Origin of the sequence: Acinetobacter sp. Marseille-Q1623 (genome assembly GCF_902809895.1) — a bacterium.
Lineage (GTDB): Bacteria > Pseudomonadota > Gammaproteobacteria > Pseudomonadales > Moraxellaceae > Acinetobacter > Acinetobacter piscicola_A.
The window spans coordinates 1,200,058-1,223,793 of record NZ_CADDWG010000001.1 but is presented as its reverse complement, the minus strand read 5'-3'; the positions used below and the strand labels follow the sequence as shown (position 1 = coordinate 1,223,793).

Below are 23,736 nucleotides of genomic sequence, written 5' to 3'. Positions count from 1 at the left end.
CGAATGGACCATTCAACGGTTTTAACGTTTTGTCATTACAGCATTGTAGAGCATGTTGTAATGTTCGTATTTATTCATTTAGAAGTTGATTAGTACTTGTGTTTTTTGAGCAAAATGGCATATTAATTGCTGTATAACAATAAAATATTATTGCAGGAGAGAAGTCTTCTGTAGACTCGCCGAAGGAGCAACGACCTCGGAATCTCTCAGGCAAAAGGACTGTAATAATACAAAATCTGGAGAGTAGTCAGATACCATGACTCACCGAAGGGGAAGGACGTTGCATAAATATCTTATGTAATTTTCGAAGCTCTCAGGTAAAAATGACAGATGAGGCATACTTGAAATGGTATATTTCAAAGGAGTGTGTATATGTGTCGTATTGTTGTGATTGGTTCTGGAATTACAGGTGTAACGACTGCTTATGAGTTAGCTCAACTCGGCTATACAGTCACAGTCATTGATAAACATTTATTTCCTGCCATGGAAACCTCTTTTGCTAATGGTGGACAACTATCGGCATGTAATGCAGAAGTTTGGAATCAAAAAGCGACTGTGCTAAAGGGGATTAAATGGATGTCGAAGAAAAATGCACCATTATTATTGAATCCTTCTTTTGATTTGCATAAATATGCGTGGTTGGTGGAATTTTTAGGAAATATTAAACATTATCAAGAAAATACTAAAGAAACTGTACGCCTTGCTTTATTGGCAAGAGAGCGTTTATTTGCGATTGCTGAGCAAGAAAATATTCAGTTTGATTTAGAAAAACGAGGAATTTTACATTTTTATTATAATGAGGCGGATTATAAAGTAGCAACATCTGTCAATGACTTACTCTGTAGTGGCGGTTTAAAACGTCATGCGATTAGTCCTGAAGAAATTAAGCAAATAGAGCCAAGTTTAACAGGGCATTATTATGGTGGTTTTTATTGCCCTGATGATGCAACGGGAGATATTCATAAATTCACGATGGGATTGGCAAAAGCAACTGAAAAATATGGTGTGAATTATTTATTTGGTATGGAAGTTGTCAATGTTGAGCAAAATGAAAAAGGCATATACATTCAATATCACCCAAGTGTAGAGAATATGCAGCAAGAACATGTGGCTTTAGAGCAAATTTTTGCAGATGCAATCGTTGTTTGTGGAGGGGTGGGGAGTTACCAATTGGCACAAAAATTGGGTGATCGAGTCAATGTTTATCCCGTCAAAGGTTATTCAATTACAGTGCAATTAGAAGATGAAAACAGTCAAAAAAGTGCACCTTGGGTCAGTTTGCTTGATGAAAGTGCAAAAATTGTGACTTCTCGTTTGGGAAATAATCGATTAAGAGTTGCAGGAACTGCGGAGTTTAATGGCTATAACCGTGATATTCGTTCAGATCGTATTCAACCCTTGACAGATTGGGTTAATAAAAATTTTGAAATATCAACGGAGCATTGTGTGCCTTGGGCAGGTTTAAGACCCATGATGCCGAATATGATGCCTGTAGTCAGACGTGGTAAGCGGGAACGGGTTTTTTATAATACAGGACATGGACACTTAGGTTGGACACTATCAGCAGCAACGGCCGTGATGATTAGCCAAGAAATTGCAAGTGCTCATCCGATCTAGTGTTATTGGAATAGGTATCAAGGTCATCAGAGGAGAAGCTTCCTCTGATGACCTTTTAAATTATAACAAAGTAAAAATATCTTCTTTATTTAAACGTGATTTTGGCAACTTTGCATTGAAATCTTGTTCACTACGATAACCTAAAGTCAGTAAAACCGAAGGAATTAAGCCTTGTTCGGTCAAAGCTAATTCTTGACTGAGAATGTCTTCATCGAAACCACCAATTGGTGTGGCATCAATTCCTTCAATACCTGCTGCAAGTAAGGTTTGACCCAATGCAATAAAGGTTTGATTTTCAGCCCAACGTTGAATATCACCTTTTTCATTACGATAGTAATCAACATAACCGATACGACTGTCTTTTTGACCTTGTTTGGCTTGTGCATCTTTAAAACGACCACTACGGTCATCTTGATTGAGTAGATTTTCAAGATGCTGTTCAGAAATATCTGCTTGGGTACAAAATAAGATCGTATGCGATGAGTCTAAAACTTTGGGCGCATTGTAGGCATATTTACCCACCAATGCTTTGGCAATACGTTCTTTTGCTGCTTGATGATCTGCAATAAAAAAGTGCCAAGGTTGAATATTAATTGAAGATGGCGTCAAACGTAAAATTTCTAATAAACGTGTAAATTTTTCCTGAGGAATTTTCTTACTCGAATCATAAGCTTTGGTGGTATAACGGTTTTTAGAAATACTGAGCAAATCCATACATACAATTCCGTAAATCGATAATGATCGATTTTACTTTAAACTTCATGCAAATGGAGGAATAATTTCGCAATCATTTATACCTTTTATGTTTCAAGAAAAGCAGAGTGCATACGATATTTTAGATTAAGACATTTAATAAATGATGCGATATGAAATCGATATTGGTACTTTTATTAAATCGGCGTTTAATACTCAAAATAGATATATCGTGCTAAAGAGTGAAGTATATGATTCATTATACTAATCATTTCAAAAAAAGATTAAAAACCCAGCAGCAAATTGGTTTGTGGGTGGGTTTGGCTGATGCTTATGGTACTGAAATTGCTGCAAATGTAGGTTACGATTGGTTATTGATTGATGGAGAACATGCACCGAGTGATCTTAGAACTACGTTATCCCAATTACAAAGTATAGCTGCCTATCCTTCTCAAGCCGTGGTTCGCCCTCCGGTGGGCAGTGTACAGCTCATTAAGCAATTATTAGATATTGGTGCACAGACACTGTTAATTCCGATGGTTGAAAGTGTTGAACAAGCCGAACTGATGGTTAAAGCAGTGCGTTACCCACCAGAAGGGATTCGCGGGGTGGGAGCTGCTTTGGCACGTGCTACACGTTGGAATACAATTCCTGATTATTATGCGACGGCACATGAAAATATTTGTTTATTGATTCAAATTGAATCAGTAGAGGGTTTAACACATTTAGATGACATTCTAAAAGTAGACGGGATTGATGGGGTATTTATTGGTGCGGTGGATTTATCTGCCACCATGGGTTATCAAGGCGATCCGAATCATCCAGAAGTGCAAAAAGCAGTGATTGACGCAATTCAACGTATTCGCGCCGCAGGTAAGGCAGCGGGCATTTTGTCAACGCAATCTGAAGTAACGCAAAAATATTTAGATTTGGGCACAGAATTCGTTGCTGTTGGAGTTGATACGAGTGTATTGATGAATGCTTTAGGTGAATTACTCAGTAAATATAAAAAAGATTATCAAATAAAGCCTAAGTCAAATGGTTATTAGATAGAAAATCATAAAGCAAGTTTTACATACATTTTACATTTTTTCATAAAATGTATGTAGAGCAACAAAAATTATATTTTGAAGATATATTAGACCTCTTGCGAAAATATGCTTTTAGCTAATTTTTTAATCAGTTACAACCTTATAAAATATAGCTTTCGCCTGTTTAAATTTTGACTAACGCAAGAGATCTATTGCAAGGGAATTTATGTTAATAGGTAATAAAATTACATTTTATAGATTAAATTCAAGTGTAAGATAGATACATTATATGATTAATCATGATTTATATTAATTGTTTGTTATTTAAGTTTATTTATTATAAAAGTGTGAAAAAATTTTATTTTCGGGTATAGTGCAACCGAAATTATTTAGTATTATAAATTGCTGTTTTATCACATATTTCAGCAATATTTTAACAGAGAAAGTTTATGTTTAAAAAAACTTTACAATTGGGGTTGTTGGTTCTCTCTATATCTGCCATGAATTCAGTACAAGCAGATGATCAATTATCTTCACTGATTACTAAGGTGGGTAATCAATCGAAAATTGATACGATTTCTGTAATGGAAAATAGATTATTGGGACGGGCAAGTTGGAAAATTAAATGTCAATATAAAGCTTTTGATGACATGAAAGCATGCGTGATGAGTAAAGGGCCTATTTCGATTTTGCGTTTGAATAATCAATATATTATTAATATCGGTGAAAAACATCAAAAAAATAGTGAAGCTTATATTCGTGTAGACCAAAGTGATACTTCGCAAGAGCGTGAAGGTTTATTTCGTAATGCCAGTAGTTTAGTTGGACAAATGAAGCGTGGTAATTTTGCTTTTACACGTTTTTATCAGGTTAAAAACAAACCGATAGAACATAAAATCTCACTGATTGGTTTTACGGACGCATTAAATGACATGGAAGCCCAGTTTGCGAAACTTGGTGATGATAAAATTAAGTTTTAAGTAGCTTTGCTGGTTTTGAAAAAGCCCTAACCCTATGTGTTAAGGCTTTTTGATTCATCTATAGATTAATATGCGTACTTAAGATCTGTATATTTAGTTAACGACATTTCGACATGGTTTTCGATAAATTTTTTAATATCTTCAGGTGACATTGCTTTACCTTGGTTGGTAATGACATGCTCAGAAGGTGCTTGACCTGAAACCGTGAGACGGTAAACAAAATTACGAGCAATTTCATAAGCATCATTTTTTTTCACGATGCAGGTGCTATATAAATAAGCATGTTCTAAGTTTAAATCTTGATGTGAAAAAATAAATTGTTCAAATAGTTTCAGTGCTTGACCATCGTCTAACGCTTTTAACTCATCAATCACACTTTTTTCATGATGAATATCATAGCGTTCAGAAATTGGCTGTCCGTCAATGAGTAAAGATACTTTGTCATTTTCATGATGATTGACAGTGATATTGCTAAAATTAGACATATGAAACTCAAGACAAAATGGTTGGGTCAATCATATCAAAGTCTTGGCTGAGTTTTTGAATGTAGTGTGGAATTGTTGAGCAATTATTAGTTTTTTATGCTTATAGTTTAAAAATTAGCTTATGAGGCGTTATATCTGAGATAAATTAACAGCAATACTGTTATAAATTTATGACTATATTATTTAAAAAAATGTATCACTATTTTTTAATAAATTATTTAATATTAAATAGTTGAAAGGAGTTAAATAATGTTAAATGAAGATAGAGAAAATTATTTTGCAATAAAATCTTGGGTTTTAGAGACATATTACGATGGTTGTAGAGACTTAGCATTTTCTAAAGGTTGGAATCATTTAGAAATATTGGCTTATACATTTCACCAATTTGAAAACTCATTTGACTCATTGCTGGAAAATTTTATGCTTCTGATTATACAGCTGACTTTGACAGGATCATGGGAATATCAAATAAAGCAAAACTTAAAAAGTCAAATAGATAACCTAATAAAAATGAATGACGTTAAAAGTTTAATTCACCTACTACCCGAAAATGAAGCAGATGAATTTATGAGGGATTTGGAAATTTTGAATATTCAACTGTAAGGATTTTATATTTGAATATCCTCGCGCAATAAAAATATCATTTAATTACGGATATCCCATTTTATAAAACTTAGTGCCCCATTTTCATCTACCTCTAAAATCATCGCTTCAGACGTTTTTTCACGCCAATCACCCAAAACAATCCGTTGTTTGTCAAATTCGTTATGAATCGCAGGACGATGGGTATGTCCATGAATCAAAATATCTACATCAGAAAGGGCTTTTTCTACCGCTTGCTGATTCACATCCATAATTTCATAAGTTTTATGCTGTTGAGATTCACGACTTTTTTTACGAAAACCATTGGCGAGTTTTTGACGAAAAGAGAGTGGGGTACTTTTTAAAATTCCAAGAATAATTGGATTTCGGATGATTTTCTTAAATCGTTGATAAGACACATCATCGGTACACAGTGCATCGCCGTGTTCTAGTCTAAATTTTTTATTGGCAATCTTGAGAACAAATTCATCAGGCAAAAATTGCCCATTAAATTGATCTAAGAATTTTTGACCTAAAGCAAAGTCACGATTTCCGACTTGGAAATAGATTTTATTTCCAACTTGAGTAAATTGTTTTAAATGCTTAACAATTTCATCTAACCATGGCGCAGTGTAATCATCTCCAACCCACGCATTAAACCAATCACCAAGGATATATAATTGTGTGTTTTTATCTTGATATTGTTCAAGTAAATCTAAAAACCCCCGAACGAGTCGAGGGTGTTCAGGTGACAAATGTAAATCGGCGATAAACAGATGGGTCACTTTTTTTCCTATTTTTTGAATCTCTCTTACGGAGCAATGCTCCTCACCCATCTTTAATAAAGAAGGAATTTTCTTCCTTTATATATTTAATTAAAGGAAATTCCTCCCTTTTTAAAAGGAGGTTAGGAGAGGGATTCTTATTCAGCAATGATTTTTGCAGATTCAATTACAACATTTTCTAAAGGAACATCAGCATGATAACCACGATTACCTGTGCGCACGCCTTTAATTGCATTCACAACGTCTAAACCTTCAGTCACTTTACCAAATACAGCATAACCCCAACCTTGCGCAGTTTTACCTGAATGGTTAAGGAATGAGTTATTTGCAACGTTAATGAAGAATTGTGCAGAAGCAGAGTGAGGTGCTTGAGTACGTGCCATTGCAACCGTACCGATGTCATTGCTTAGACCGTTATCCGCTTCGTTTTCAATAGAATCGCGTGTCGCTTTTTCTTTGAAGTTTTCATCCATGCCACCACCTTGAACCATGAAACCATCAATCACACGGTGGAAAATGACGCCGTCATAGAAACCATCACGAACATATTCCAAAAAGTTAGCTACAGTTTTTGGCGCTTTTTCAGAATTTAGTTCAAGAACAATGCGTCCTTTATTGGTGTTTAATTCGACTTGAGGAAAACTCATTCTATAATCTCCTAATCATGGCTAAAAAGCCATGGGTTTTTGGTTGAGAGAAGCATAAGCAAACTGTAAACTACAAGGCAAGCAAAAATGCGAATTTCTTTTGTATCAATTCGCAGAAATGCATTTTTATTATCCTATTTTAACTTATAGAAGTGATTTATCAACTATGAAGCCAAATGATGTTGTTTCAGAACTGCCAAAGAACCCGACAACCAATACTGCACCTGTCGATGCTGCGCAGCAAGAACAACAGGCAGGTTTGGATTTTGTGCGTCAAGTGATTACTGACGATTTAGAAGCAGGACGCACAAAAACTGTTGTAACACGTTTTCCACCTGAGCCAAATGGTTATTTACATATTGGTCATGTGAAAGCAATTTGCTTAAACTTTGGCATTGCAGAGGAGTTCAATGGTGTATGTAATCTGCGTTTTGACGATACCAACCCTGATGCTGAAGAACAAGAATATGTCGATGGGATTGCCAATGATGTGAAATGGCTCGGTTTTGAATGGAATGGCGAGCCGCGTTATGCATCAAGCTATTTTGATCAACTCTATACATGGGCGATTCAATTGATTAAACAAGGGGATGCTTATGTTGATTTACAATCTCCTGAAGAAATCCGTTTAAATCGTGGTAATTTTATCGAGCCAGGTAAAAATTCGCCACAACGTGATGCCTCAATTGAAGAAAACTTAGCGCGTTTTGAACAAATGCGTAATGGTGAATTGGGTGAAGGGCAGGCGGTTCTTCGTGCAAAAATTGATATGACTTCACCAAACGTACATATGCGTGATCCAATTATGTATCGTATTTTGCATTCAGAGCATCATCAAACTGGGAATACTTGGAAAATCTATCCAATGTATGACTATGCACATCCTTTATCAGATGCCATTGAAGGTGTAACACATTCACTTTGTACACTTGAATTTGTTGATCATCGTCCGTTTTATGATTGGGTGGTAGAAAAGGTGAAATCACCGGCTGTTCCACACCAATATGAATCAAGTCGTTTAAATGTGGATTACACCATTACCTCTAAACGTAAGTTGCGTAAATTGGTTGAAGGCAATTATGTCAATGGTTGGGATGACCCACGTATGCCAACCGTTGTAGGGATGCGTCGTCGTGGCTTTACTCCTGAAGGTTTACGTGATTTTTGTAAGCGTGTAGGCGTAACGAAAGTTGACGGTAGTATTGTTGATGTTGCAATGCTTGAATTCTGTATTCGTCAATCACTTGAAAATACTGCATCGCGTGGTATGGCAGTATTGAATCCATTAAAAGTGACCTTGACCAATTTACCTGAAGATATGGATTTAACACACGCACGTCATCCAAATGTAGATATGGGCGAACGTATTATTCCATTGACGCAAGAAATCTATATTGATCGTAAAGATTTTGAGGAAGTACCACCGAAAGGCTTCAAGCGTTTAATTCCTGAAGGTGAAGTACGTCTACGTCATGCTTATGTGATCAAGTGTGATGAAGTCATTAAAGATGCCAATGGTGAAGTGATTGAGTTGAAATGTTCAATTGACCCTGAAACTTTAGGTAAGAACCCTGAAGGGCGTAAGGTGAAAGGTGTGGTGCATTGGGTTTCAGCGAGCAAAGGTATTTCTGCGGAAGTACGTGTCTATGACCGTTTATTTAACGAAGCAGCACCAGATGCGGATGATGATTTCTTAAAACATTTAAATCCTGAGTCATTAAAAATCGTTCAGGCTGTGGTAGAACCAGCTTTGGCTTTGGCAAATCCTGAAGACCGTTTCCAGTTTGAACGTGAAGGTTATTTTGTTGCAGATCAATATGATCATACTGTTGAAAAACCTGTGTTTAACCGTATTTTAGATTTAAAAGATAGTTTTAAACCTGCGAAATAAATGTCAGTGTCAGTACATAAAAAACCTAGCTTCGGCTAGGTTTTTTTATATTTATACCAAACTGCTAAATTGACTTAATATATTTTAGTCGCTTTTGCTTTAAAAACGATGGTGCTATCGCGTGGCGACATGGATGTCGCCGTTGGGCAAGGGCGACAGGAGTCCCCTTTGCTTAACAAAGGATTTTTGTTACCTTGCGGAATATATTCCTCATCCTTCAAAAGTGAGGCATCGCCTACGCAAAATAATCAAAATTTCTCAATATAAATGGGGCTGTGCTAAATTTAGAACTTATATTATTTTATTTTTATAGAATGGTATTAGAGCACAAATATGGAAAATTCGATGTGCAAACGATAAACTTAAAATTCATTTAGATTAAAATATAATGATTAAAATGATTTCAAACAAATGCTTAACTTCATTCATTCTTATGATTTGTACAGCATCAACATTTGCCATAGTTAATAATGAGCTACAGGCGGTTACAGCAGAAGAAGTGACTGAAATCATGCAGGCTGCAAAATCAGGCAATAAAGATGCTCAATATAATCTTGGTTTGTTTTATCAAAATGGTATAAGAGTCGATAAAGACATAAATCAAGCATTGCAATGGTATACAAAAGCTGCAAATCAGAATGACGCGGGTGCTTATTTGAGTATGGGTATTTTGTATTACAATGATGAGTTTAAAATAAAAGACATCCATAAAGCTTTTGTGAATATTCAAAAAGCAGCGGAGTTAGGTGAAACATTGGCACAAAGCCATTTATGTATGCTTTATGATGAAGGCAAAGGTGTAGAAAAAAATCCAAATTTAGCATTGTATTGGTGTTTAAAAGCTGCTGTACAGGGTGATTCAACGGCTCAGAAAGAAGCTAGCCGTTTGATTTTAGCTCAGCAGCAATCGGATGAGTATCCTAAAGCAATTGAGTGGTTAAAATATTATGCTCAGCTCGGAGATGCTTATGCCCAATTCAACTTAGGAACTGCTTACGCCAAGGGGTTAGGTGTAGAAGTAGATTTGAACCGTGCCATAGAGCTTTGGCAGTTGGCAGCAAATAAAAATGTGCCAGAAGCTTATTTTAGTCTGGGGAGTTCATATTTTTATGGGCTTGGGGTACAGCAGGATATTCAGCAAGCTCAATATTATTATTTAAAAGCTGCTGAATTGGATGTGAGCGAAGGAATGGTTGGATTTGCGCTGATTGTACAAGAACAAAGTGATCGTCAGCCAAAGGGACTATATTTGGCAGAAGAATGGTTAAAAAAGGCAGTAAAACTGAATAATATTAAGGCGATGTACAATCTTGCCAGTCTGTATGAAGCTCACCCTAAAGTTTTTGCGTCAAGAAACAATGAAATCATTCCACTTTTAGAAAAAGCCGCAGATTTAGGATCAATTGAAGCGATGAAGGGATTAGGTTTATTATATGAAAATAAAAAAGAAGATAGTCAACAAAGCGTTAAGGCGCAATATTGGTATCAAAAAGCAGCAGAAGCCACTGCCTCAGCGTTTAAAGAATGAAGTGATTGCGATATTTGTTTTTAAGTACTTGATGAGTATTTTACTTTAGGTACAAATTTTCGATCAGGCATTATTGTATAGATTGCATTCGAGTCTACAGTAAAACCTGCTGGACATATATTTTCATCTGAATTAGTGATGAAGTGTGCATGTATGTAAATGGATAATATTTTAGTTGGAAAATTGGCTATGAATGATGCTGTTGTGTTTTTAGTTTATGGCTTGACCCTGATGGGCTTACTTGGACTGTCATGGGCATTTTACAGATTATTTCAACAGCTCAAAAATTGGCTGAGATTTCCTACAGAATGGATCAGTGCCTTGAGTTTAGTTTTGAGCTTGATCCTGGGTTATTTTACAATAACGACCATATATACGCTGGTTTTTAAGTGCTTCACAGCAATGCATTGCTCATCGAGTCAATCAGGAGAAATGATTGTATTATCTCAATTCGCCGTCATTTTGATGATTTATGAGCTGCTATTATTTATTTTGTCTTTATGCCGAAAAAGACTGTACTGAATATGTGCCAGCTACTTTTTCGGCTGCTGTTCTCGTAAAGACAAATAAGTGGCTAAATCCATTTTTGCGCGTTCACGTAGCTTCATTTTGATATATAAAACCAAAGCAAAACAAGTTGTTGCAATTGTAAGAAATAATCCATTCATATAAGTCATGATCGAGCTGACATAACCAATGGTGGTTAGGCGATGCATCATTTTTACCACTTGCGGACTGCTTTCTACTCCAGTGATTGCCCAACTACATAGATGTTCACAGTTATTCACAATCAAATGGTAGTTATTTTCATGCATACGGCTGCGCATACGGCGCACCACATGACGACCTCTAAATTTGGGTTGCTCGTATAAACGAATAATAATTTTTTTATTGCGTGCAAATCTCGCAAGTGTTGTAACTTCAATAGGACGCTTTTTAAAAAAATGGGCAAAACCCGAATAATGAATAACACGGCCTTTGCCAGCATAAATGCCATGATGGCTATAACCAAAATGTTTGACAATCAGGTGAGCACCAATAGGATATCGGACGAAACGTTTTATCTGCATAGTTCACTGTATTCCAATAAAAGTATACAACCGTATTTTATTGAAAGGTAAATCCCATTATAGCGAAGCCTGCCTAAAAAAGTAGAGTCTATCGCAAAATTTAAGTAAACATTTATATTTCAACAATTCAAACATAGGGATTTATACTGTCAATCAATATGATTAATCGAACTGAAAAATGGTCTAAACATGAAAATTTTAACTCAGGCTGAACGTGGTATTTTGGCAATTTTTGCGCTATTTTCACTGTCGACTACCCATGTTCAAGCCACAACTGAATATATTAAAATTGAAAAAAATCATAAAATTATTGCTGATGTTGTACGTATTTCGCAGTTGGAGCAGCTTCAATTATTTTTAAATAATGCAAAACAACAGCCTTATAATAAGATTAAAGCCGTGGCGAAAGATTTACCGCAATGTCAGTTGTTAAGTTTCGCGATGAATGCAGGGATGTACCATTCAGACTATTCTGCTGTAGGTTTATATATTGAAAAGTCAAAACAATTTTCTGCACTGAACACTCAAACCCAAGGATTTGGTAATTTTTTAATGCAACCGAATGGCGTTTTAGCTTGGAATAAAAAGCAGGCCAGCATTCAAACCACACAAAAATATGCACAATCTCACTTTCAAGCTGAATATGCAACGCAATCGGGGCCTATGTTAGTGATTGAAGGTCAAATTAACCGTCAATTTTTACCACAATCAGACTCTTTAAAAATTAGAAATGGTGTGGGTATCAAAAATAATCAGCTTTATTTTGTGATTAGCCGCGAGCGTATTAATTTTTATGATTTTGCACAGATTTTTAAACATGATTTAAATATTGATCAGGCATTGTATTTAGATGGTTCAGTATCAAGTGCGTATATTCCCCAAGTCGGACGTAGTGATCATCGTTTTAATTTAGGGCCTATCGTTGGGTTTGTAGAGCAGCAGGATTGTCAAAAATGAATAAAAAATAGCGAAGTCTCATGAATGAAACTTCGCCGTTCGTTTTTTAACTGATCATCATGAATTAAATATGCTTAAACAATGCCGAACGTGATTGCTCATTGGCACCATCCGCCGCACTTAAAAAACGCTCGGTATGAATGTCTTTTTCAAATAAACGGCTTTGCATCAGGGTGGAAATTGCCGCATCAATCATGGGCGGTGGACCACATAAATAGGCTTTGTGCCCACTGCACTTATTTTCAAAATAATCAGCAACAGCTTCATGCACAAAACCTGTAAAACCTGTCCATTGGTCTTCATCTTTAGGCGCATTTAAAGCAGGGATATAACGGAAATTTGAATATTCTTTCATTAAGTTTTCAAAAATTTCACGGTTATATAGCTCAGCAACATCACGTGCACCTTGGAACAGGTAAATAATGCGTTCATCACCAGATTCGAGTAAATCTAAAATCATGGATTGCGGACTCGACAGACCTGAACCACCTGCAATGAAAATTACACCACGATCATCCGATTTACGTACAAAGAATTGACCATAAGGACCTGAAAGATCAATTTCATCACCTTCTTGCAAATTGTCATGCACATACGTGGTTGCTGCACCGCCTACAACTTTGCGGATATGCAGCTCGATGATGCCTTCTTCATTGGGTGAATTGGCAATCGAAAATGCACGTGTACCTTCAATATCAGGCAATTGAATATTGACGTATTGACCTGCCTGAAATTGCATAGGACGGTCAATTTCCAAACGGATGCCTTTAATGGTTGGCGAGAGGTCTTTAATTTCGATGACTTTGGCTTGGTAGTCCTCCACCAAATAGCCTAAGAAATCGTCATCTTCATCGACATCTGCCTCAATCACCATGTCAGACTCAGGTTTGCAGCAACATGCCAAAACCTTATTTTCCTCACGCTCAATGTCCATCAGTGCAAAAGGAGAGGCTTCACCAATATCAAAGAAACCATCCGTCACTTGTACTTTACAGGTTCCGCAAGTACCGTGTCCGCAAGCAAAAGGCAGCCAGACACCTTGACGTAAAGCTGCATCTAAAATGGTTTGATCTTCCTCTACCTCAATGGTCATGCCAATCGGTTCAATGGTCACTTGATAAGTCATACACGTGCTCCTTTAAACATAACTGCCGTTATAGCCATTGAGATTTGGCGTCACGAAGCGTAGAAGTGATTTATGGTCAAAGCCCAATTCTTCTAAAGTTTTAGAAAAATCATTGGCAATGCGTTGACGGTTTAAGGTGAATTGCACATTTGCCCAATCAATTTGTTCAAACTCAGGATGTTGATGAAAACCGCCTGTAATTTGTTGATCAATCAGGTCTTGTAAAGTTTGTTTTGGCGACACAAGCAGGGCATGTGCGGCACAAAACAGGGTGTGATGATCCCAACCCACATAAATTAAAATATTATCGCCATAATTTTTTTGCTGATCGCGTGCTTCAAATTCGTAGTTGGCTTGAATGGCTTGTACTGGCATGAGAATACTCCTAAATTCCTTGGGGAAAGATCATTCCAACACTTCATTTGGCAATGTGAAAGGAATGATCTTGTCTAAAAATGGGCTGTGTTAAACAGCACCTTTCCATTTTTTCCAACGTTCTTGGTCAGGCGAGCCTTCGATATCCAAGTTGTCTGCACCAACATTAAAGTTGTAGTAGTCACGTAATATGCTTTCTAAGTCAGGACCACCACAGTTGCCTTGTAGAATTTGGTTGACAGGTAACCATGCCTGAATATATTTCTCAGGTTCACGTTCAAAAATGTCATGACAGCCATCTGAACAGGTGTGATAACGCTCGCCTTTATAAATCGAATCACGATAGCTGAACATGGTTGGGTCGCCATCCATTTCAGTAAAGGTCATTGGAACCTGACAGATCTGACACAGTTGTGGTAAGCCATCGCTATAGAAGCGTTTGCCTTCGGCTTCCATTTTGCGTGCCAATTCCCATTTTGGACGATAGTATTTGTCGAATGTGTCAGGGTATTTTTCAGAAAGCCAATCCATTTCTTCATCGGTTGGAATCCAAGTATGGAAACCTGCTGCATGTCCGAAGTTATAGAAAATCCACCATGCTTGATGCGAAACGTGTTCTTTCTCTTTTTCAATGACTTCTGAGTATTTCGGCATACGGATACCGTAACGACTCAAGTCTTTGAACAATGCACCGCCTGCTTCTTCAAAATAAGTTTCCCAAGCTTCTTTCCATGACATCACTTTGTTTGGCAGCATGTAGTCCATCATCATGCCAACGATTGAAAGCAGACGCGTACCACGCCAGAACCATTTATCAATCCATTCCTGTACGATTGGTACGTTGTCTTCATGTTGTTCAAGTAAGAATTTGACAATTTCCAAACCAAGCGTCATGTGACGTGCTTCATCTGACTGGGCAGAGAAACCGAAAGTCACGGTTGCCATATCGCCGTTGTAAGCTGCTCCCGACATGAAGGGAACGAACAATAAGTTAGTCAGGACATACTCAAAGGCAAAGCTGATTGCCAATAAAAACTCAAATGGTCCTGCTGAACGTGCATCTTCAAAGAATGATTTTGGTACAGATAAATACCAAACACGGTCATGCATATGTGCCCAATCTTGGAAGCCATCAAAGAACTTGTTGTAATGGCTCATCGCATGGATTTGGGTTTGTACGTGGCGCAATTCATCAATCGATTGCATTTGTGAGGCAATACGTGCCCCAATGCCGCTAAATTGACGACCTACATGCGCATAGCCTTGATAAGCTTGATATTCGAGCGGTGTTACAGCAGTTAAAAATAGTTTAATCGCATTTAAATAACGTTCATTGGAAACGTTTAATTGCCCGTTATTTTGTGCAAAGGCATCAAAAATGGCATACAATTTTTTCTCTTTTTCCGCTTGGTATTTCCAGTAAGAATCCATGGTTAAACGGAATGGATCTTCCCACTTTGACCAATCGGTGATCTTAATACCTTCAAATTCTTCATAAGGAAAGGCATCTTTACGGTCTGCATAGGAAAAATCCCAGTCCAGATCACGGGTCAGCATGCGATAGCGGTCTTTGGCATTGAGTTTTTTTGTTGCTGTTTTTGCAGCAGTTTTAGTATTTTTAACATCAGTATTCATGTTGATCATCCTGTTCAATAGCGAAATTCAGTGGCGTATGGCTGCCTAAATTCTTAATTCCATTTCAGTGTAAAGGTGTCATCATCTTCATCGACGTTGCCACCCAATGTGATCATGTTGAGTTGTAATTCCTGAATGTCCCAGTCCTGTCCGAGTTTTTCAGAAACAGTTTCGGCACGAATTACCAATTCACCTGTGCTTTCTACACGAATCATAGCAGGGAGGTACTGAATGGTTGCCTCAGGGTTGTCTTGTTCAATCGCTTCAATGATGTAGCGTGAAGTATCGTTGTCTTGTAGTGCTAAATAAACTTTTGATGTCATGGTGCAATTCCTTATGCAAGATTGAAAATGTCAGCTAAACCCGCTTTTTTACTGCGTTCAGCAATTACAGCCAGTCCTTGTTCGATTTCGGCATCATTAAAGGCTAAAGTTGCCCATGCGCTGAAAGCTTCTTGGACTTGTGGTAACAGTTCAGTAACCCAATTTTGGATCAGAGCTTTGTTTTCTTCTGATTCAGCAATTGCCAGTTTGAATACAGGGTCTGACCATTTACGTAAATCGCTTAAACAGTCCTGCATAAACTCAGTCAGCATTGCCACATCACGCGCGCCATTTTCAACCAAGAGTTGGTCGAATTGTCCGTAAACCAGACTTTGCATTAAGCTATCAATCAGGAGGTTTTGCAGCACAAACAGTTTGAACCAGTCTTGTTCAGTCAGGCTGAGTTCACACAGCTTGCGGAGAGGTTGCCAAGCAGCATCATTCATCCAAGCATTTTTTGCTTGTTGCAAAGACTCACCTGTATTGCCATCTAGCAATAGACCAATACGAGAAATGTACTGTGCCATACCAAGGCGATCCATGGCTGCAAACATGCAGGCTTGGGTAATCACTGTGCCATAACCATAGGCACTGCCTGACATCATGTGAAGATTTGCCGTTTGTTCAACGTAGCGGAAAGGCAATAGACAAGTGATGATTTTTTCTTTGATTTCATCACTGATATTTTCCACCAAATGACGCTTTTCAAAGAATGCATAATTGCTTTCAGCCACATCCTGTAAACGTGCACGGTGTTGTACATAAGCGCCATAATAAAATTGGCGTGGGTCTTTAAATACATACCAGTCTTGCATGTGTAGCGCGGTATAGCTTGGGTCATTTAAGGTTTTTGACGGATTCCATAAAGGACGATAATGGAAGTTGGCTGCACCTTGAATATCAAAGCTGACTTCTTGATAACGTGTCGCAGGCTTATGACCAAAACGGCGTTCGATATACGCATAAGTTTGGCGAATTGGCGCGACATTGGACGTTTTAATTTCTAAAGTCATCGTGATCTCCTTATAGATAAAACTCAGATCTTCTTGATCTGCATCATTACGGCTTAAATTGTTTGGAAACTGAATTTTCGAAGTCGAAAATGGCTTATTGGTCTTGCTTCAGTGCGTGTTGCGCAATTGGATTTAACACATCGGATTCTTCGCCATAACGCCACTTGTCTTCTTGGGCGTCATTCCATGCTTTTTGTGCTTCGGTCATTTCAACCACTTGGTTAATTTCACAAAAATGTTGAAATGCCTGTTGCGGTAAAACCAATTCGACAAAAAGCGTCGGGTCTTGAATGGCAAAGTCAAATTCAACAAATTTGGCATTGCGGTCACCTGTAACACGAATGTATTTGGTGAGTTGATCCTGAAGTTGAGGGGTTTGATTCATCATGATCATCCTTTTATCTTTTTCACTGAAATCATTTCAGTGGTGCAATTCTGCATTTGTGATATATATTCCAAGAACTGTGCCAACTTTTATATTTTTATATATTTCAATTATTTATATTTTTAATTTTAAAACTTGAGTGTTTTAATCAAGATAAATTCATCATTTCATGAAATGAGTTTTGTGGGGTTTTAATGATTTGATGAAATTCTGAAAATGATTTGAATAAAGCGTTTAATCACATCCTAAATGAAAAGTTGGAATAGACTTGCAGAAGATGCTAATGGCTTGAAGACTTGAAACAGATATAGCGAATGCAGATGTTAGGGCGGAAAATATTGTGCGGATGGCTTGAGCTCGATCCACTGTACGAGATCTGCTAAATAATCATTAATTAATTGATTTTAAATGATATTTTTTCACATACAGTTCAGCATTTATAAGGAAAGATAGGCTTGTTGTAAGGCTTGTGCATCGGCTAAAGCATTATGCGGTTGTGTAGATAAAATAGAGGTCGCGCGTTGATCTAACCACAATTGCATGCTGAGTGGAGGAGTTATCATACATTGTCCAGGTCCTAAAAGCAGGCTACGGCTAAACAATGCTAAGTCTTCTGGCCAATCTGCAATGATGTGAATTTGATCATATTGTAATAAAAAATGATGCAAATGATTTTGAAATTCTTGCAGTGAAATGGCCACTTTTTGGGTAATGGGTAAGACATGTTGTTGTACCCATGCGACAGGCTGAGCACAGTGCAAAACTTCATAAAAATATTGTCCTTGCTCATCAATTAAAGCCATTGAAATGAGTTCGCCACCAAAGCCATTAAATTCGCAATCTAAAAATAAATTCATTGTTTTTGTCCACCTTATTGTATGAGTGATTATCGCAAAATATGAATACATACTCAAAAGGTATATTGATATGCTTCTAAAGTGATACATTTATATGCTTTAAAACCAGTATCATGATAGGTGGACATTGACCAAGGAATGGGATGCCATGCGACCGAAAGATGAGAAATTTTATCAGCAATATTTTGAACAAAGTAAAGAAATACAGGATTTACTCGACACCATACATTTTGATATAGAAAACGGTCAGATTTGGTTTGATGAAAACCGCATGTTACTGATGCACACCAACATGATGGGTTATTTGCGTAAAGATTTATATGAAATGTTGGGTTGGGAGCGTACCAAGCGATTTTTTATTCGTTGTGGTTATCAAGCAGGTATGCGTGATGCGGAGGTTACATCCAAATTACGTCCAAATTTAAATGAAATAGAAGCCTTTATGGCAGGGCCACAAATGCATGGAATTCGTGGCATGGTGCATGTTGAGGTCAATCAACTGAATTTAAGCCACGATTTAAAACAGTTCTATGCCGATTTTAATTGGTTAAATTCGTTTGAAGCGGAGGTGCATTTAAGCGAGTTTGGTTTAGCAGAAGAACCATCATGTTGGATGTTGTTGGGTTATGCTTGTGGTTATACCAGTTTGGTGATGGGGCAAACGATTATTTATCAGGAAACCCATTGTGTTGCGCAGGGTGATAAATGCTGTCGTATTATTGGTAAGCCCTTGCATGAATGGGAAAATGCTGATGAACTCATTCAATTTATGTCACCTGACCCTGTTTCTGATGAAATTATTGCCCTACAAGCAGAACTAAATGCACTCAAGCAAAAGATCTATACCGATGCTGAGTCAGACTACACCATGTTTAAAGCGGTTGGTGAATCAGCAGCCTATCGCAAAGTTTGTGATTTATTGAAGAAAGCCGCAGGCAGTAAAGTCGCAATTTTACTTCAGGGTGAAACTGGAGTGGGTAAAGAAGCCTTTGCACGGGGTGTGCACGAAGGCAGCCAAAGACGACATGAGCCTTTTATCGCGGTAAACTGTGCTTGTATTCCACCAGACTTGATTGAAGCTGAACTATTTGGTGTAGAAAAAGGGGCTTTTACGGGAGCTTCACAAACCCGAATAGGAAAGTTCGAACGTGCTCACGGCGGCACGATTTTTTTGGATGAAGTGATTGAGCTGTCAGCAAGAGCGCAAGCTGCATTACTTAGAATGTTGCAAGAAGGTGAGTTTGAACGGGTAGGTGATCAACAAACCCGTAAAGTTGATGTTCGCATTGTAGCAGCAACCAATGAAGATTTAGAACAAGCGGTGAAAGATGGGCGTTTTCGTGCCGATTTATATTATCGTTTAAATATTTTTCCTGTACGTATTCCTGCATTGCGTGAGCGCCGTGAAGATATTCCGTTATTAATTGACTATTTTATTCAACGTTTTGAAAGTTTATACAGTAAAACTTTAAAAGGACTCTCGGACAAAGCTTATAGCTTTGTGATGAAATATGATTGGCCGGGCAATATTCGGGAGTTAGAAAATTTATTGGAAAGGGCAACGCTACTGACCGATCATCAACAAGAAATTAAATTAAGCAGTTTATTTCCACAATTAGATGAATCTACACGAGAGCAAGCGCCTGTCAAAACTGCTTTGGATGATTTATTGGCAGAGGGTTTTTCTTTGGATCAATATGAACAAGATATTATTTTAACAGCGATGCATCGCTGTAAGCAAAATGTCTCAGAAGCGGCACGTGTTTTAGGCATTAGCCGAGCAACTTTAGATTATCGTTTAAAGAAAATGGTTTGATGCACTCAAACCATTTTCAGACTTTAAATCATCATGCCTTAAGCAATGGTTTTAATCACCCGTTGCTCCATTAGATATTGTTGAGCAATAAAAGCAGCTTCTCCATTATTAGGTTTTAAAGCAGTCCATTGTGCATTGCCATCAAGCTCCCATGCACGAACATTGTCTTTTAAATAGTTGAGTAAACCATCTTCAATAATTTGTTTGCGTAACTTTTTATCTTCAATCGGGAAGCAGGTTTCGACACGAGAAAATAAATTACGTCCCATCCAGTCCGCACTGCCGCAATATAATTTTGCATTGTCATTATTTTGGAAATAATAGACACGAGTATGCTCAAGGAAGCGTCCAACGATGGAACGTACCGTGATATTTTCCGATAGTCCTTGGACTTGTGGGCGTAAACAGCAGATTGAACGAATAATTAAATCGACTTTGACGCCTGCCTGTGAAGCTCGATACAAGGCTGTGATTAATTGTGGTTCAGTCAATGCATTGACTTTAATGATAATACGTGCGGCTAAGCCCATTTGGGCATGTTGTATTTCTTGTTCAATCAGATTTAAAAGTTGTGTATGTAAAGTGAAGGGCGCATGAAATAGTTTTTGTGATTTTGCCATGCGTCCCATGCCTGTGAGCTCTTGGAAAATTTTATGCACATCTTCACAAATATCTGCATCGGTGGTCATTAAACCATAGTCAGTGTACATTTTGGCATTGCCAGCATGGTAATTGCCTGTTCCTAAATGCACATAGCGTTTAAGTTTATCTGCTTCACGGCGCACCACCAAAATCATTTTGGCATGGGTTTTATAACCCACAATGCCATATACCACCACCGCACCTGCTTCTTGTAAAATATTGGCTACAGTAATATTGGATTCTTCATCAAAACGTGCACGTAACTCGATGATTGCCGTGACTTCTTTGCCATTACGTGCTGCTTCTGCCAAAACTTGTACAATTTCTGAGTCAGGACCACTACGATACAATGTTTGCTTAATGGCCAATACATTGGGATCTTTCGCTGCTTCTCTTAATAAATTGATGACAGGTGCAAAAGAATCAAAGGGATGATGTAGTAAAATATCGCGTTTGCTCAAGACTTCAAAAATCTGTGGCGCATTGCGCAGGGCTTTGGGAATCACAGCTTGATAAGGCTTGAAACGTAATTCAGGAATATCAAAATTCGTCACTAAACGCGCCAAGTTCACAGGACCATCGACTTGATATAAATACATTGGATCAAGGTCAAACTGTTCAAGCAAATAATGACTAATGTGATCTGGACAATTTTTTGTGACTTCTAAACGGACTGCACGACCAAAACGACGAGAAGATAACTCATCTTTCAACGCCACAGCCAAATCATCAATATCTTCCGCTAAGGTTAAATCGGCATTACGTGTGACACGAAATTGATAACAACCTGTTGCCACCATGCCAGGGAATAGATCATTGATGTGTTGCTGAATAATTGCCGATAATAAAATGTGATGTTCCTCGCCGCCTGTCAATTCAGTGGGTAATTTGACCAAACGAGGCAATGAACGAGGTGCAGGTACAATGGCAAGCTCAATCTGACGACCAAATGCATCTTTACCTTCTAGCGTGACAATAAAGTTGAGGCTTTTATTGACCAGTCGAGGAAATGGATGTGCTGGATCAAGGCTGATGGGGGTAACGACAGGTTGTACTTGCTTAAAAAAGTAATTTTTAATCCATGCTTTATGTTTTTCTAAAATATCAGCAAACTGAATGTAACGAATACCAAATCCTTGTAGTTGAGGCAATAAGTCATCATTTAAAATTTTATATTGTTCTTCTAAAGCTTGATGGGCAATGTCTGAAATTTGTTGAATAATGACTTCATTTGGAATGCCGTCAGGTGAGGTGGTAATATTGTTCATGTCGAGTTGTTTAATTAAACCCGCTACTCGAATTTCAAAAAATTCATCTAAATTACGTGAAAAAATAATCAGGAAATTTAAGCGCTCAAGTAGGGGATGATTTTCATCTTTGGCTTGTGCTAGAACACGTTTATGGAACGCTAATAGAGAAATTTCACGATTAATATAAGTGTCTGAACTATGTTGAAAATTTTCTAAAGTAGGCATGATCTGCGTCATCTTGTGTCAATGTCTAGGTGAGCTTGCTTGGCATACTAAGATTAATATATGACAGTTATGTTACATTATTCAATATAAAAAAATATTTTATTATTTGGTTTAAAATTGTACAGATAAGGCATAAAAACCTACCTGTACAATGGTGAAAAGTGCAATAAATTAGGCTTGCAGACTATTTCATTAGAAACGGTGATTTATTTGTAAACCAACAGTATGTGCTTTATTTTGATATTCTGCTGAATAGCTAGCAGTCGCTTTTTCTTGATGCACACGTGCTGTATTTTCAAAGATGTACATATAGCCTGCATCAATTGATGTATTTGCTGTGGCATTGTAGGTTGCACCCACACTGATTAAATGACGATTACCCAAAGGTAAACGTACAGTACGATGTGCTGTATCTACAGGTGTTTGGTCGTAGGCATAACCTGCACGTAGTTTCCACTGAGGATTGAGCGTGTATTCAGTACCCACATTAAACATCCAATTGTCTTTGAACTTTAACGCTTCATCATGTTGACCACTTAATTGGGCATTGACCATTTGCTTAATACCTGCAATTTCTTGTGGGCTTAATTTGCCTGATGCCGCCATTTGTCCCAATAATCCCGCCAATTGGCTATTTTGTGCTAATAATAAATCGGCATTAAAACCTGTTTCAGGGCTTAATGTCCCTAAACGGCTCCAACGTGTCCATGTTGCACTTGCTAATAGATTTAAATTAGGTGTTGCTTGATAAGATACGGACAATTCAGCACTTTCAGGCGTTGTCACTTTGAGTGAGGCATCATATGAGGTCATATTTAAGTTATTCAGCGCAGGTAACTTAGACAGGTCAATGCCTTTTTGGCTCAACAATGCCGCAGCTTGAGGATTTGCCAATAAAGCCAAAGGATTTAAATCTTGAATATAAGCAGTATCTTTGAGTTTAAATTCGACTTTAGAATGATACGTTAAGCCTACATGTGTTTTGTCGGTCGGACGGAGCAAAACACCCACATTATAGCCACCCGCGAAATCTTCCCCTTTGAGACCTGTGCGATCACTTCCACCTGTCAAACTTTGGTTAATTTCACCATCCATACGGTTAATGGTTGCACCGACACCAACCGATACTTTGGGGTTAATTTCATAAGCAACAGTGGGTTGTAAGCTTACGACTTTAACTTTAGTTTTGTCCCCAAAGACAGAACCTTGAAAGCTAGATTCATAATTACTTGAGATCCCATAAGGGACATAAAGCCCAATCCCTGCAGATAAACCATCCACCAAATGATTTAAAGGAACAGATGCATAACTTGAACCTAAAACAACTTCAGGCACAAAGTCCCCCTCATGAGTACCATTTTGTGCTAAACCTGAACCTTGTGAATTTTTAATATCTGAATAGGCTTTTACAAAAGTCACATTTTGGCTGATTTCTGCATGTTCTAATTTGGTGATGCCGGCAGGGTTACCGTAAAGAATCGAAGCATCTTGTACATGCGCTCCACGTCCTGCATAAGCTGAGCCCATTGCAGAAATACTTTGTTCATTTACACCATAACCTTGTGCAAATGTAGGGGAGACTGAACCTGCACTGATCAGCGCAAGCGCGACAGTGATGAATTTAGGTTGCATACGCATGTGGTTTTTCATCCAAGAATTATCATTAACAAATGAGTAAATCATCCAAAAACAGATTAATTACTCTAAAAACAGCAGGCGTTGTAACATAATGAAATATGTTGGACAATTCTCATAAAATAACCAAAATGCATCATTTCTCGTAAAAAGTATATAAACTAAAAATGAATCAATAGCTTGTGTTC

22 protein-coding genes and 1 riboswitch are annotated in these 23,736 nt (G+C 37.7%); of the genes, 8 read left to right on the top strand and 14 right to left on the bottom strand.

The window, feature by feature from the left end:
* Positions 1–143 precede the first annotated feature (143 nt).
* Positions 144–232: riboswitch (glycine riboswitch) on the top strand.
* Between the two features lie 140 nt (positions 233–372).
* Positions 373–1,617 carry a D-amino acid dehydrogenase gene (locus HUV91_RS05835; protein WP_174492833.1) on the top strand — a complete coding sequence of 415 codons (1,245 nt, stop codon included), beginning with the start codon at positions 373–375 and terminating at the stop codon, positions 1,615–1,617.
* A gap of 60 nt (positions 1,618–1,677) precedes the next feature.
* Here the strand turns inward: HUV91_RS05835 and nfsB are convergent, their stop codons facing one another.
* Positions 1,678–2,331, bottom strand: a complete 654-nt coding sequence (nfsB, locus tag HUV91_RS05830; RefSeq protein ID WP_174492832.1) for an oxygen-insensitive NAD(P)H nitroreductase — start codon at positions 2,329–2,331, stop codon at positions 1,678–1,680.
* 230 nt (positions 2,332–2,561) lie between these two features.
* Between nfsB and hpaI the strand changes: the two genes are divergently transcribed.
* On the top strand, positions 2,562–3,359 hold the full coding sequence (gene hpaI / locus HUV91_RS05825; protein ID WP_174492831.1) for a 4-hydroxy-2-oxoheptanedioate aldolase: 798 nt from the start codon (positions 2,562–2,564) through the stop codon (positions 3,357–3,359).
* Positions 3,360–3,790: 431 nt separating this feature from the next.
* Positions 3,791–4,321 carry a hypothetical protein gene (locus tag HUV91_RS05820; protein WP_174492830.1) on the top strand — a complete coding sequence of 177 codons (531 nt, stop codon included), beginning with the start codon at positions 3,791–3,793 and terminating at the stop codon, positions 4,319–4,321.
* Positions 4,322–4,386: 65 nt separating this feature from the next.
* Here HUV91_RS05820 and HUV91_RS05815 read toward each other — a convergent pair whose 3' ends face one another.
* Entirely contained in the window at positions 4,387–4,806 is a 420-nt protein-coding gene (locus HUV91_RS05815; protein ID WP_130073769.1) for a hypothetical protein, read from the bottom strand.
* 249 nt (positions 4,807–5,055) lie between these two features.
* On the opposite strand from HUV91_RS05815, the gene HUV91_RS05810 reads away from it, so the two are divergent.
* Entirely contained in the window at positions 5,056–5,409 is a 354-nt protein-coding gene (locus tag HUV91_RS05810) for a hypothetical protein (protein ID WP_130073768.1), read from the top strand.
* Between the two features lie 41 nt (positions 5,410–5,450).
* Here the strand turns inward: HUV91_RS05810 and HUV91_RS05805 are convergent, their stop codons facing one another.
* Positions 5,451–6,173, bottom strand: a complete 723-nt coding sequence (locus HUV91_RS05805) for a UDP-2,3-diacylglucosamine diphosphatase (protein ID WP_174492829.1) — start codon at positions 6,171–6,173, stop codon at positions 5,451–5,453.
* Positions 6,174–6,310: 137 nt separating this feature from the next.
* Positions 6,311–6,820, bottom strand: coding sequence for a peptidylprolyl isomerase (locus HUV91_RS05800; RefSeq protein ID WP_130073766.1), 510 nt, complete (start codon positions 6,818–6,820; stop codon positions 6,311–6,313).
* A gap of 166 nt (positions 6,821–6,986) precedes the next feature.
* Here HUV91_RS05800 and HUV91_RS05795 point away from each other — a divergent pair, with 166 nt between their 5' ends.
* Positions 6,987–8,711 carry a glutamine--tRNA ligase/YqeY domain fusion protein gene (locus HUV91_RS05795; RefSeq protein ID WP_174492828.1) on the top strand — a complete coding sequence of 575 codons (1,725 nt, stop codon included), beginning with the start codon at positions 6,987–6,989 and terminating at the stop codon, positions 8,709–8,711.
* Positions 8,712–9,108: 397 nt separating this feature from the next.
* Positions 9,109–10,239: a tetratricopeptide repeat protein gene (locus HUV91_RS05790; protein ID WP_174492827.1), complete on the top strand. Its 1,131-nt coding sequence runs from the start codon at positions 9,109–9,111 to the stop codon at positions 10,237–10,239.
* A 533-nt stretch (positions 10,240–10,772) separates the two neighbouring features.
* Here the strand turns inward: HUV91_RS05790 and HUV91_RS05785 are convergent.
* Positions 10,773–11,309 (bottom strand): lecithin retinol acyltransferase family protein, encoded by a 537-nt coding sequence (locus HUV91_RS05785; protein ID WP_130073762.1) that lies wholly within the window; start codon positions 11,307–11,309, stop codon positions 10,773–10,775.
* A gap of 189 nt (positions 11,310–11,498) precedes the next feature.
* On the opposite strand from HUV91_RS05785, the gene HUV91_RS05780 reads away from it, so the two are divergent.
* Positions 11,499–12,266 carry a phosphodiester glycosidase family protein gene (locus tag HUV91_RS05780; protein WP_174492826.1) on the top strand — a complete coding sequence of 256 codons (768 nt, stop codon included), beginning with the start codon at positions 11,499–11,501 and terminating at the stop codon, positions 12,264–12,266.
* A 64-nt stretch (positions 12,267–12,330) separates the two neighbouring features.
* On the opposite strand, the gene HUV91_RS05775 is transcribed toward HUV91_RS05780, so the two are convergent.
* The 7 genes from HUV91_RS05775 to HUV91_RS05745 all read right to left on the bottom strand — a co-directional run bounded on the left by HUV91_RS05775 (position 12,331) and on the right by HUV91_RS05745 (position 17,980).
* Positions 12,331–13,392 (bottom strand): NADH:ubiquinone reductase (Na(+)-transporting) subunit F, encoded by a 1,062-nt coding sequence (locus HUV91_RS05775; protein ID WP_174492825.1) that lies wholly within the window; start codon positions 13,390–13,392, stop codon positions 12,331–12,333.
* Between the two features lie 12 nt (positions 13,393–13,404).
* Positions 13,405–13,767 carry a phenol hydroxylase subunit P4 gene (locus HUV91_RS05770; protein WP_174492824.1) on the bottom strand — a complete coding sequence of 121 codons (363 nt, stop codon included), beginning with the start codon at positions 13,765–13,767 and terminating at the stop codon, positions 13,405–13,407.
* Between the two features lie 90 nt (positions 13,768–13,857).
* The gene (locus HUV91_RS05765) at positions 13,858–15,402 is read right to left on the bottom strand and encodes an aromatic/alkene/methane monooxygenase hydroxylase/oxygenase subunit alpha (RefSeq protein ID WP_174492823.1); all 1,545 of its coding nucleotides are present in this window, start codon (positions 15,400–15,402) and stop codon (positions 13,858–13,860) included.
* Between the two features lie 53 nt (positions 15,403–15,455).
* Positions 15,456–15,725, bottom strand: coding sequence for an MmoB/DmpM family protein (locus tag HUV91_RS05760; protein WP_130073757.1), 270 nt, complete (start codon positions 15,723–15,725; stop codon positions 15,456–15,458).
* Between the two features lie 11 nt (positions 15,726–15,736).
* A complete protein-coding gene (locus HUV91_RS05755; protein WP_174492822.1) occupies positions 15,737–16,738 on the bottom strand; it encodes an aromatic/alkene monooxygenase hydroxylase subunit beta in 1,002 nt (333 codons plus the stop codon).
* A 94-nt stretch (positions 16,739–16,832) separates the two neighbouring features.
* Complete coding sequence (locus tag HUV91_RS05750) at positions 16,833–17,123, bottom strand: phenol hydroxylase subunit (RefSeq protein ID WP_130073860.1); 291 nt, start codon at positions 17,121–17,123, stop codon at positions 16,833–16,835.
* Positions 17,124–17,560: 437 nt separating this feature from the next.
* Positions 17,561–17,980: a hypothetical protein gene (locus HUV91_RS05745; RefSeq protein ID WP_130073755.1), complete on the bottom strand. Its 420-nt coding sequence runs from the start codon at positions 17,978–17,980 to the stop codon at positions 17,561–17,563.
* Between the two features lie 148 nt (positions 17,981–18,128).
* Between HUV91_RS05745 and mobR the strand changes: the two genes are divergently transcribed.
* On the top strand, positions 18,129–19,796 hold the full coding sequence (gene mobR / locus HUV91_RS05740; RefSeq protein WP_174492821.1) for a phenol degradation transcriptional regulator MobR: 1,668 nt from the start codon (positions 18,129–18,131) through the stop codon (positions 19,794–19,796).
* Positions 19,797–19,834: 38 nt separating this feature from the next.
* On the opposite strand, the gene ppk1 is transcribed toward mobR, so the two are convergent.
* Both ppk1 and HUV91_RS05730 read right to left on the bottom strand, forming a co-directional pair.
* Complete coding sequence (gene ppk1 / locus HUV91_RS05735) at positions 19,835–21,925, bottom strand: polyphosphate kinase 1 (RefSeq protein WP_174492820.1); 2,091 nt, start codon at positions 21,923–21,925, stop codon at positions 19,835–19,837.
* Positions 21,926–22,105: 180 nt separating this feature from the next.
* Complete coding sequence (locus HUV91_RS05730) at positions 22,106–23,551, bottom strand: OmpP1/FadL family transporter (RefSeq protein ID WP_174492819.1); 1,446 nt, start codon at positions 23,549–23,551, stop codon at positions 22,106–22,108.
* Positions 23,552–23,736 lie beyond the last annotated feature (185 nt).

Bases quoted from the DNA above. Each gene is read 5' to 3' on its own strand.
- HUV91_RS05835 (WP_174492833.1), top strand. From the start codon at position 373: ATGTGTCGTATTGTTGTGATTGGTTCTGGAATTACAGGTGTAACGACT.
- nfsB (WP_174492832.1), bottom strand. From the start codon at position 2,331: ATGGATTTGCTCAGTATTTCTAAAAACCGTTATACCACCAAAGCTTAT.
- hpaI (WP_174492831.1), top strand. From the start codon at position 2,562: ATGATTCATTATACTAATCATTTCAAAAAAAGATTAAAAACCCAGCAG.
- HUV91_RS05820 (WP_174492830.1), top strand. From the start codon at position 3,791: ATGTTTAAAAAAACTTTACAATTGGGGTTGTTGGTTCTCTCTATATCT.
- HUV91_RS05815 (WP_130073769.1), bottom strand. From the start codon at position 4,806: ATGTCTAATTTTAGCAATATCACTGTCAATCATCATGAAAATGACAAA.
- HUV91_RS05810 (WP_130073768.1), top strand. From the start codon at position 5,056: ATGTTAAATGAAGATAGAGAAAATTATTTTGCAATAAAATCTTGGGTT.
- HUV91_RS05800 (WP_130073766.1), bottom strand. From the start codon at position 6,820: ATGAGTTTTCCTCAAGTCGAATTAAACACCAATAAAGGACGCATTGTT.
- HUV91_RS05795 (WP_174492828.1), top strand. From the start codon at position 6,987: ATGAAGCCAAATGATGTTGTTTCAGAACTGCCAAAGAACCCGACAACC.
- HUV91_RS05790 (WP_174492827.1), top strand. From the start codon at position 9,109: ATGATTTCAAACAAATGCTTAACTTCATTCATTCTTATGATTTGTACA.
- HUV91_RS05785 (WP_130073762.1), bottom strand. From the start codon at position 11,309: ATGCAGATAAAACGTTTCGTCCGATATCCTATTGGTGCTCACCTGATT.
- HUV91_RS05780 (WP_174492826.1), top strand. From the start codon at position 11,499: ATGAAAATTTTAACTCAGGCTGAACGTGGTATTTTGGCAATTTTTGCG.
- HUV91_RS05775 (WP_174492825.1), bottom strand. From the start codon at position 13,392: ATGACTTATCAAGTGACCATTGAACCGATTGGCATGACCATTGAGGTA.
- HUV91_RS05770 (WP_174492824.1), bottom strand. From the start codon at position 13,767: ATGCCAGTACAAGCCATTCAAGCCAACTACGAATTTGAAGCACGCGAT.
- HUV91_RS05765 (WP_174492823.1), bottom strand. From the start codon at position 15,402: ATGAATACTGATGTTAAAAATACTAAAACTGCTGCAAAAACAGCAACA.
- HUV91_RS05760 (WP_130073757.1), bottom strand. From the start codon at position 15,725: ATGACATCAAAAGTTTATTTAGCACTACAAGACAACGATACTTCACGC.
- HUV91_RS05755 (WP_174492822.1), bottom strand. From the start codon at position 16,738: ATGACTTTAGAAATTAAAACGTCCAATGTCGCGCCAATTCGCCAAACT.
- HUV91_RS05750 (WP_130073860.1), bottom strand. From the start codon at position 17,123: ATGAATCAAACCCCTCAACTTCAGGATCAACTCACCAAATACATTCGT.
- HUV91_RS05745 (WP_130073755.1), bottom strand. From the start codon at position 17,980: ATGAATTTATTTTTAGATTGCGAATTTAATGGCTTTGGTGGCGAACTC.
- mobR (WP_174492821.1), top strand. From the start codon at position 18,129: ATGCGACCGAAAGATGAGAAATTTTATCAGCAATATTTTGAACAAAGT.
- ppk1 (WP_174492820.1), bottom strand. From the start codon at position 21,925: ATGACGCAGATCATGCCTACTTTAGAAAATTTTCAACATAGTTCAGAC.
- HUV91_RS05730 (WP_174492819.1), bottom strand. From the start codon at position 23,551: ATGCGTATGCAACCTAAATTCATCACTGTCGCGCTTGCGCTGATCAGT.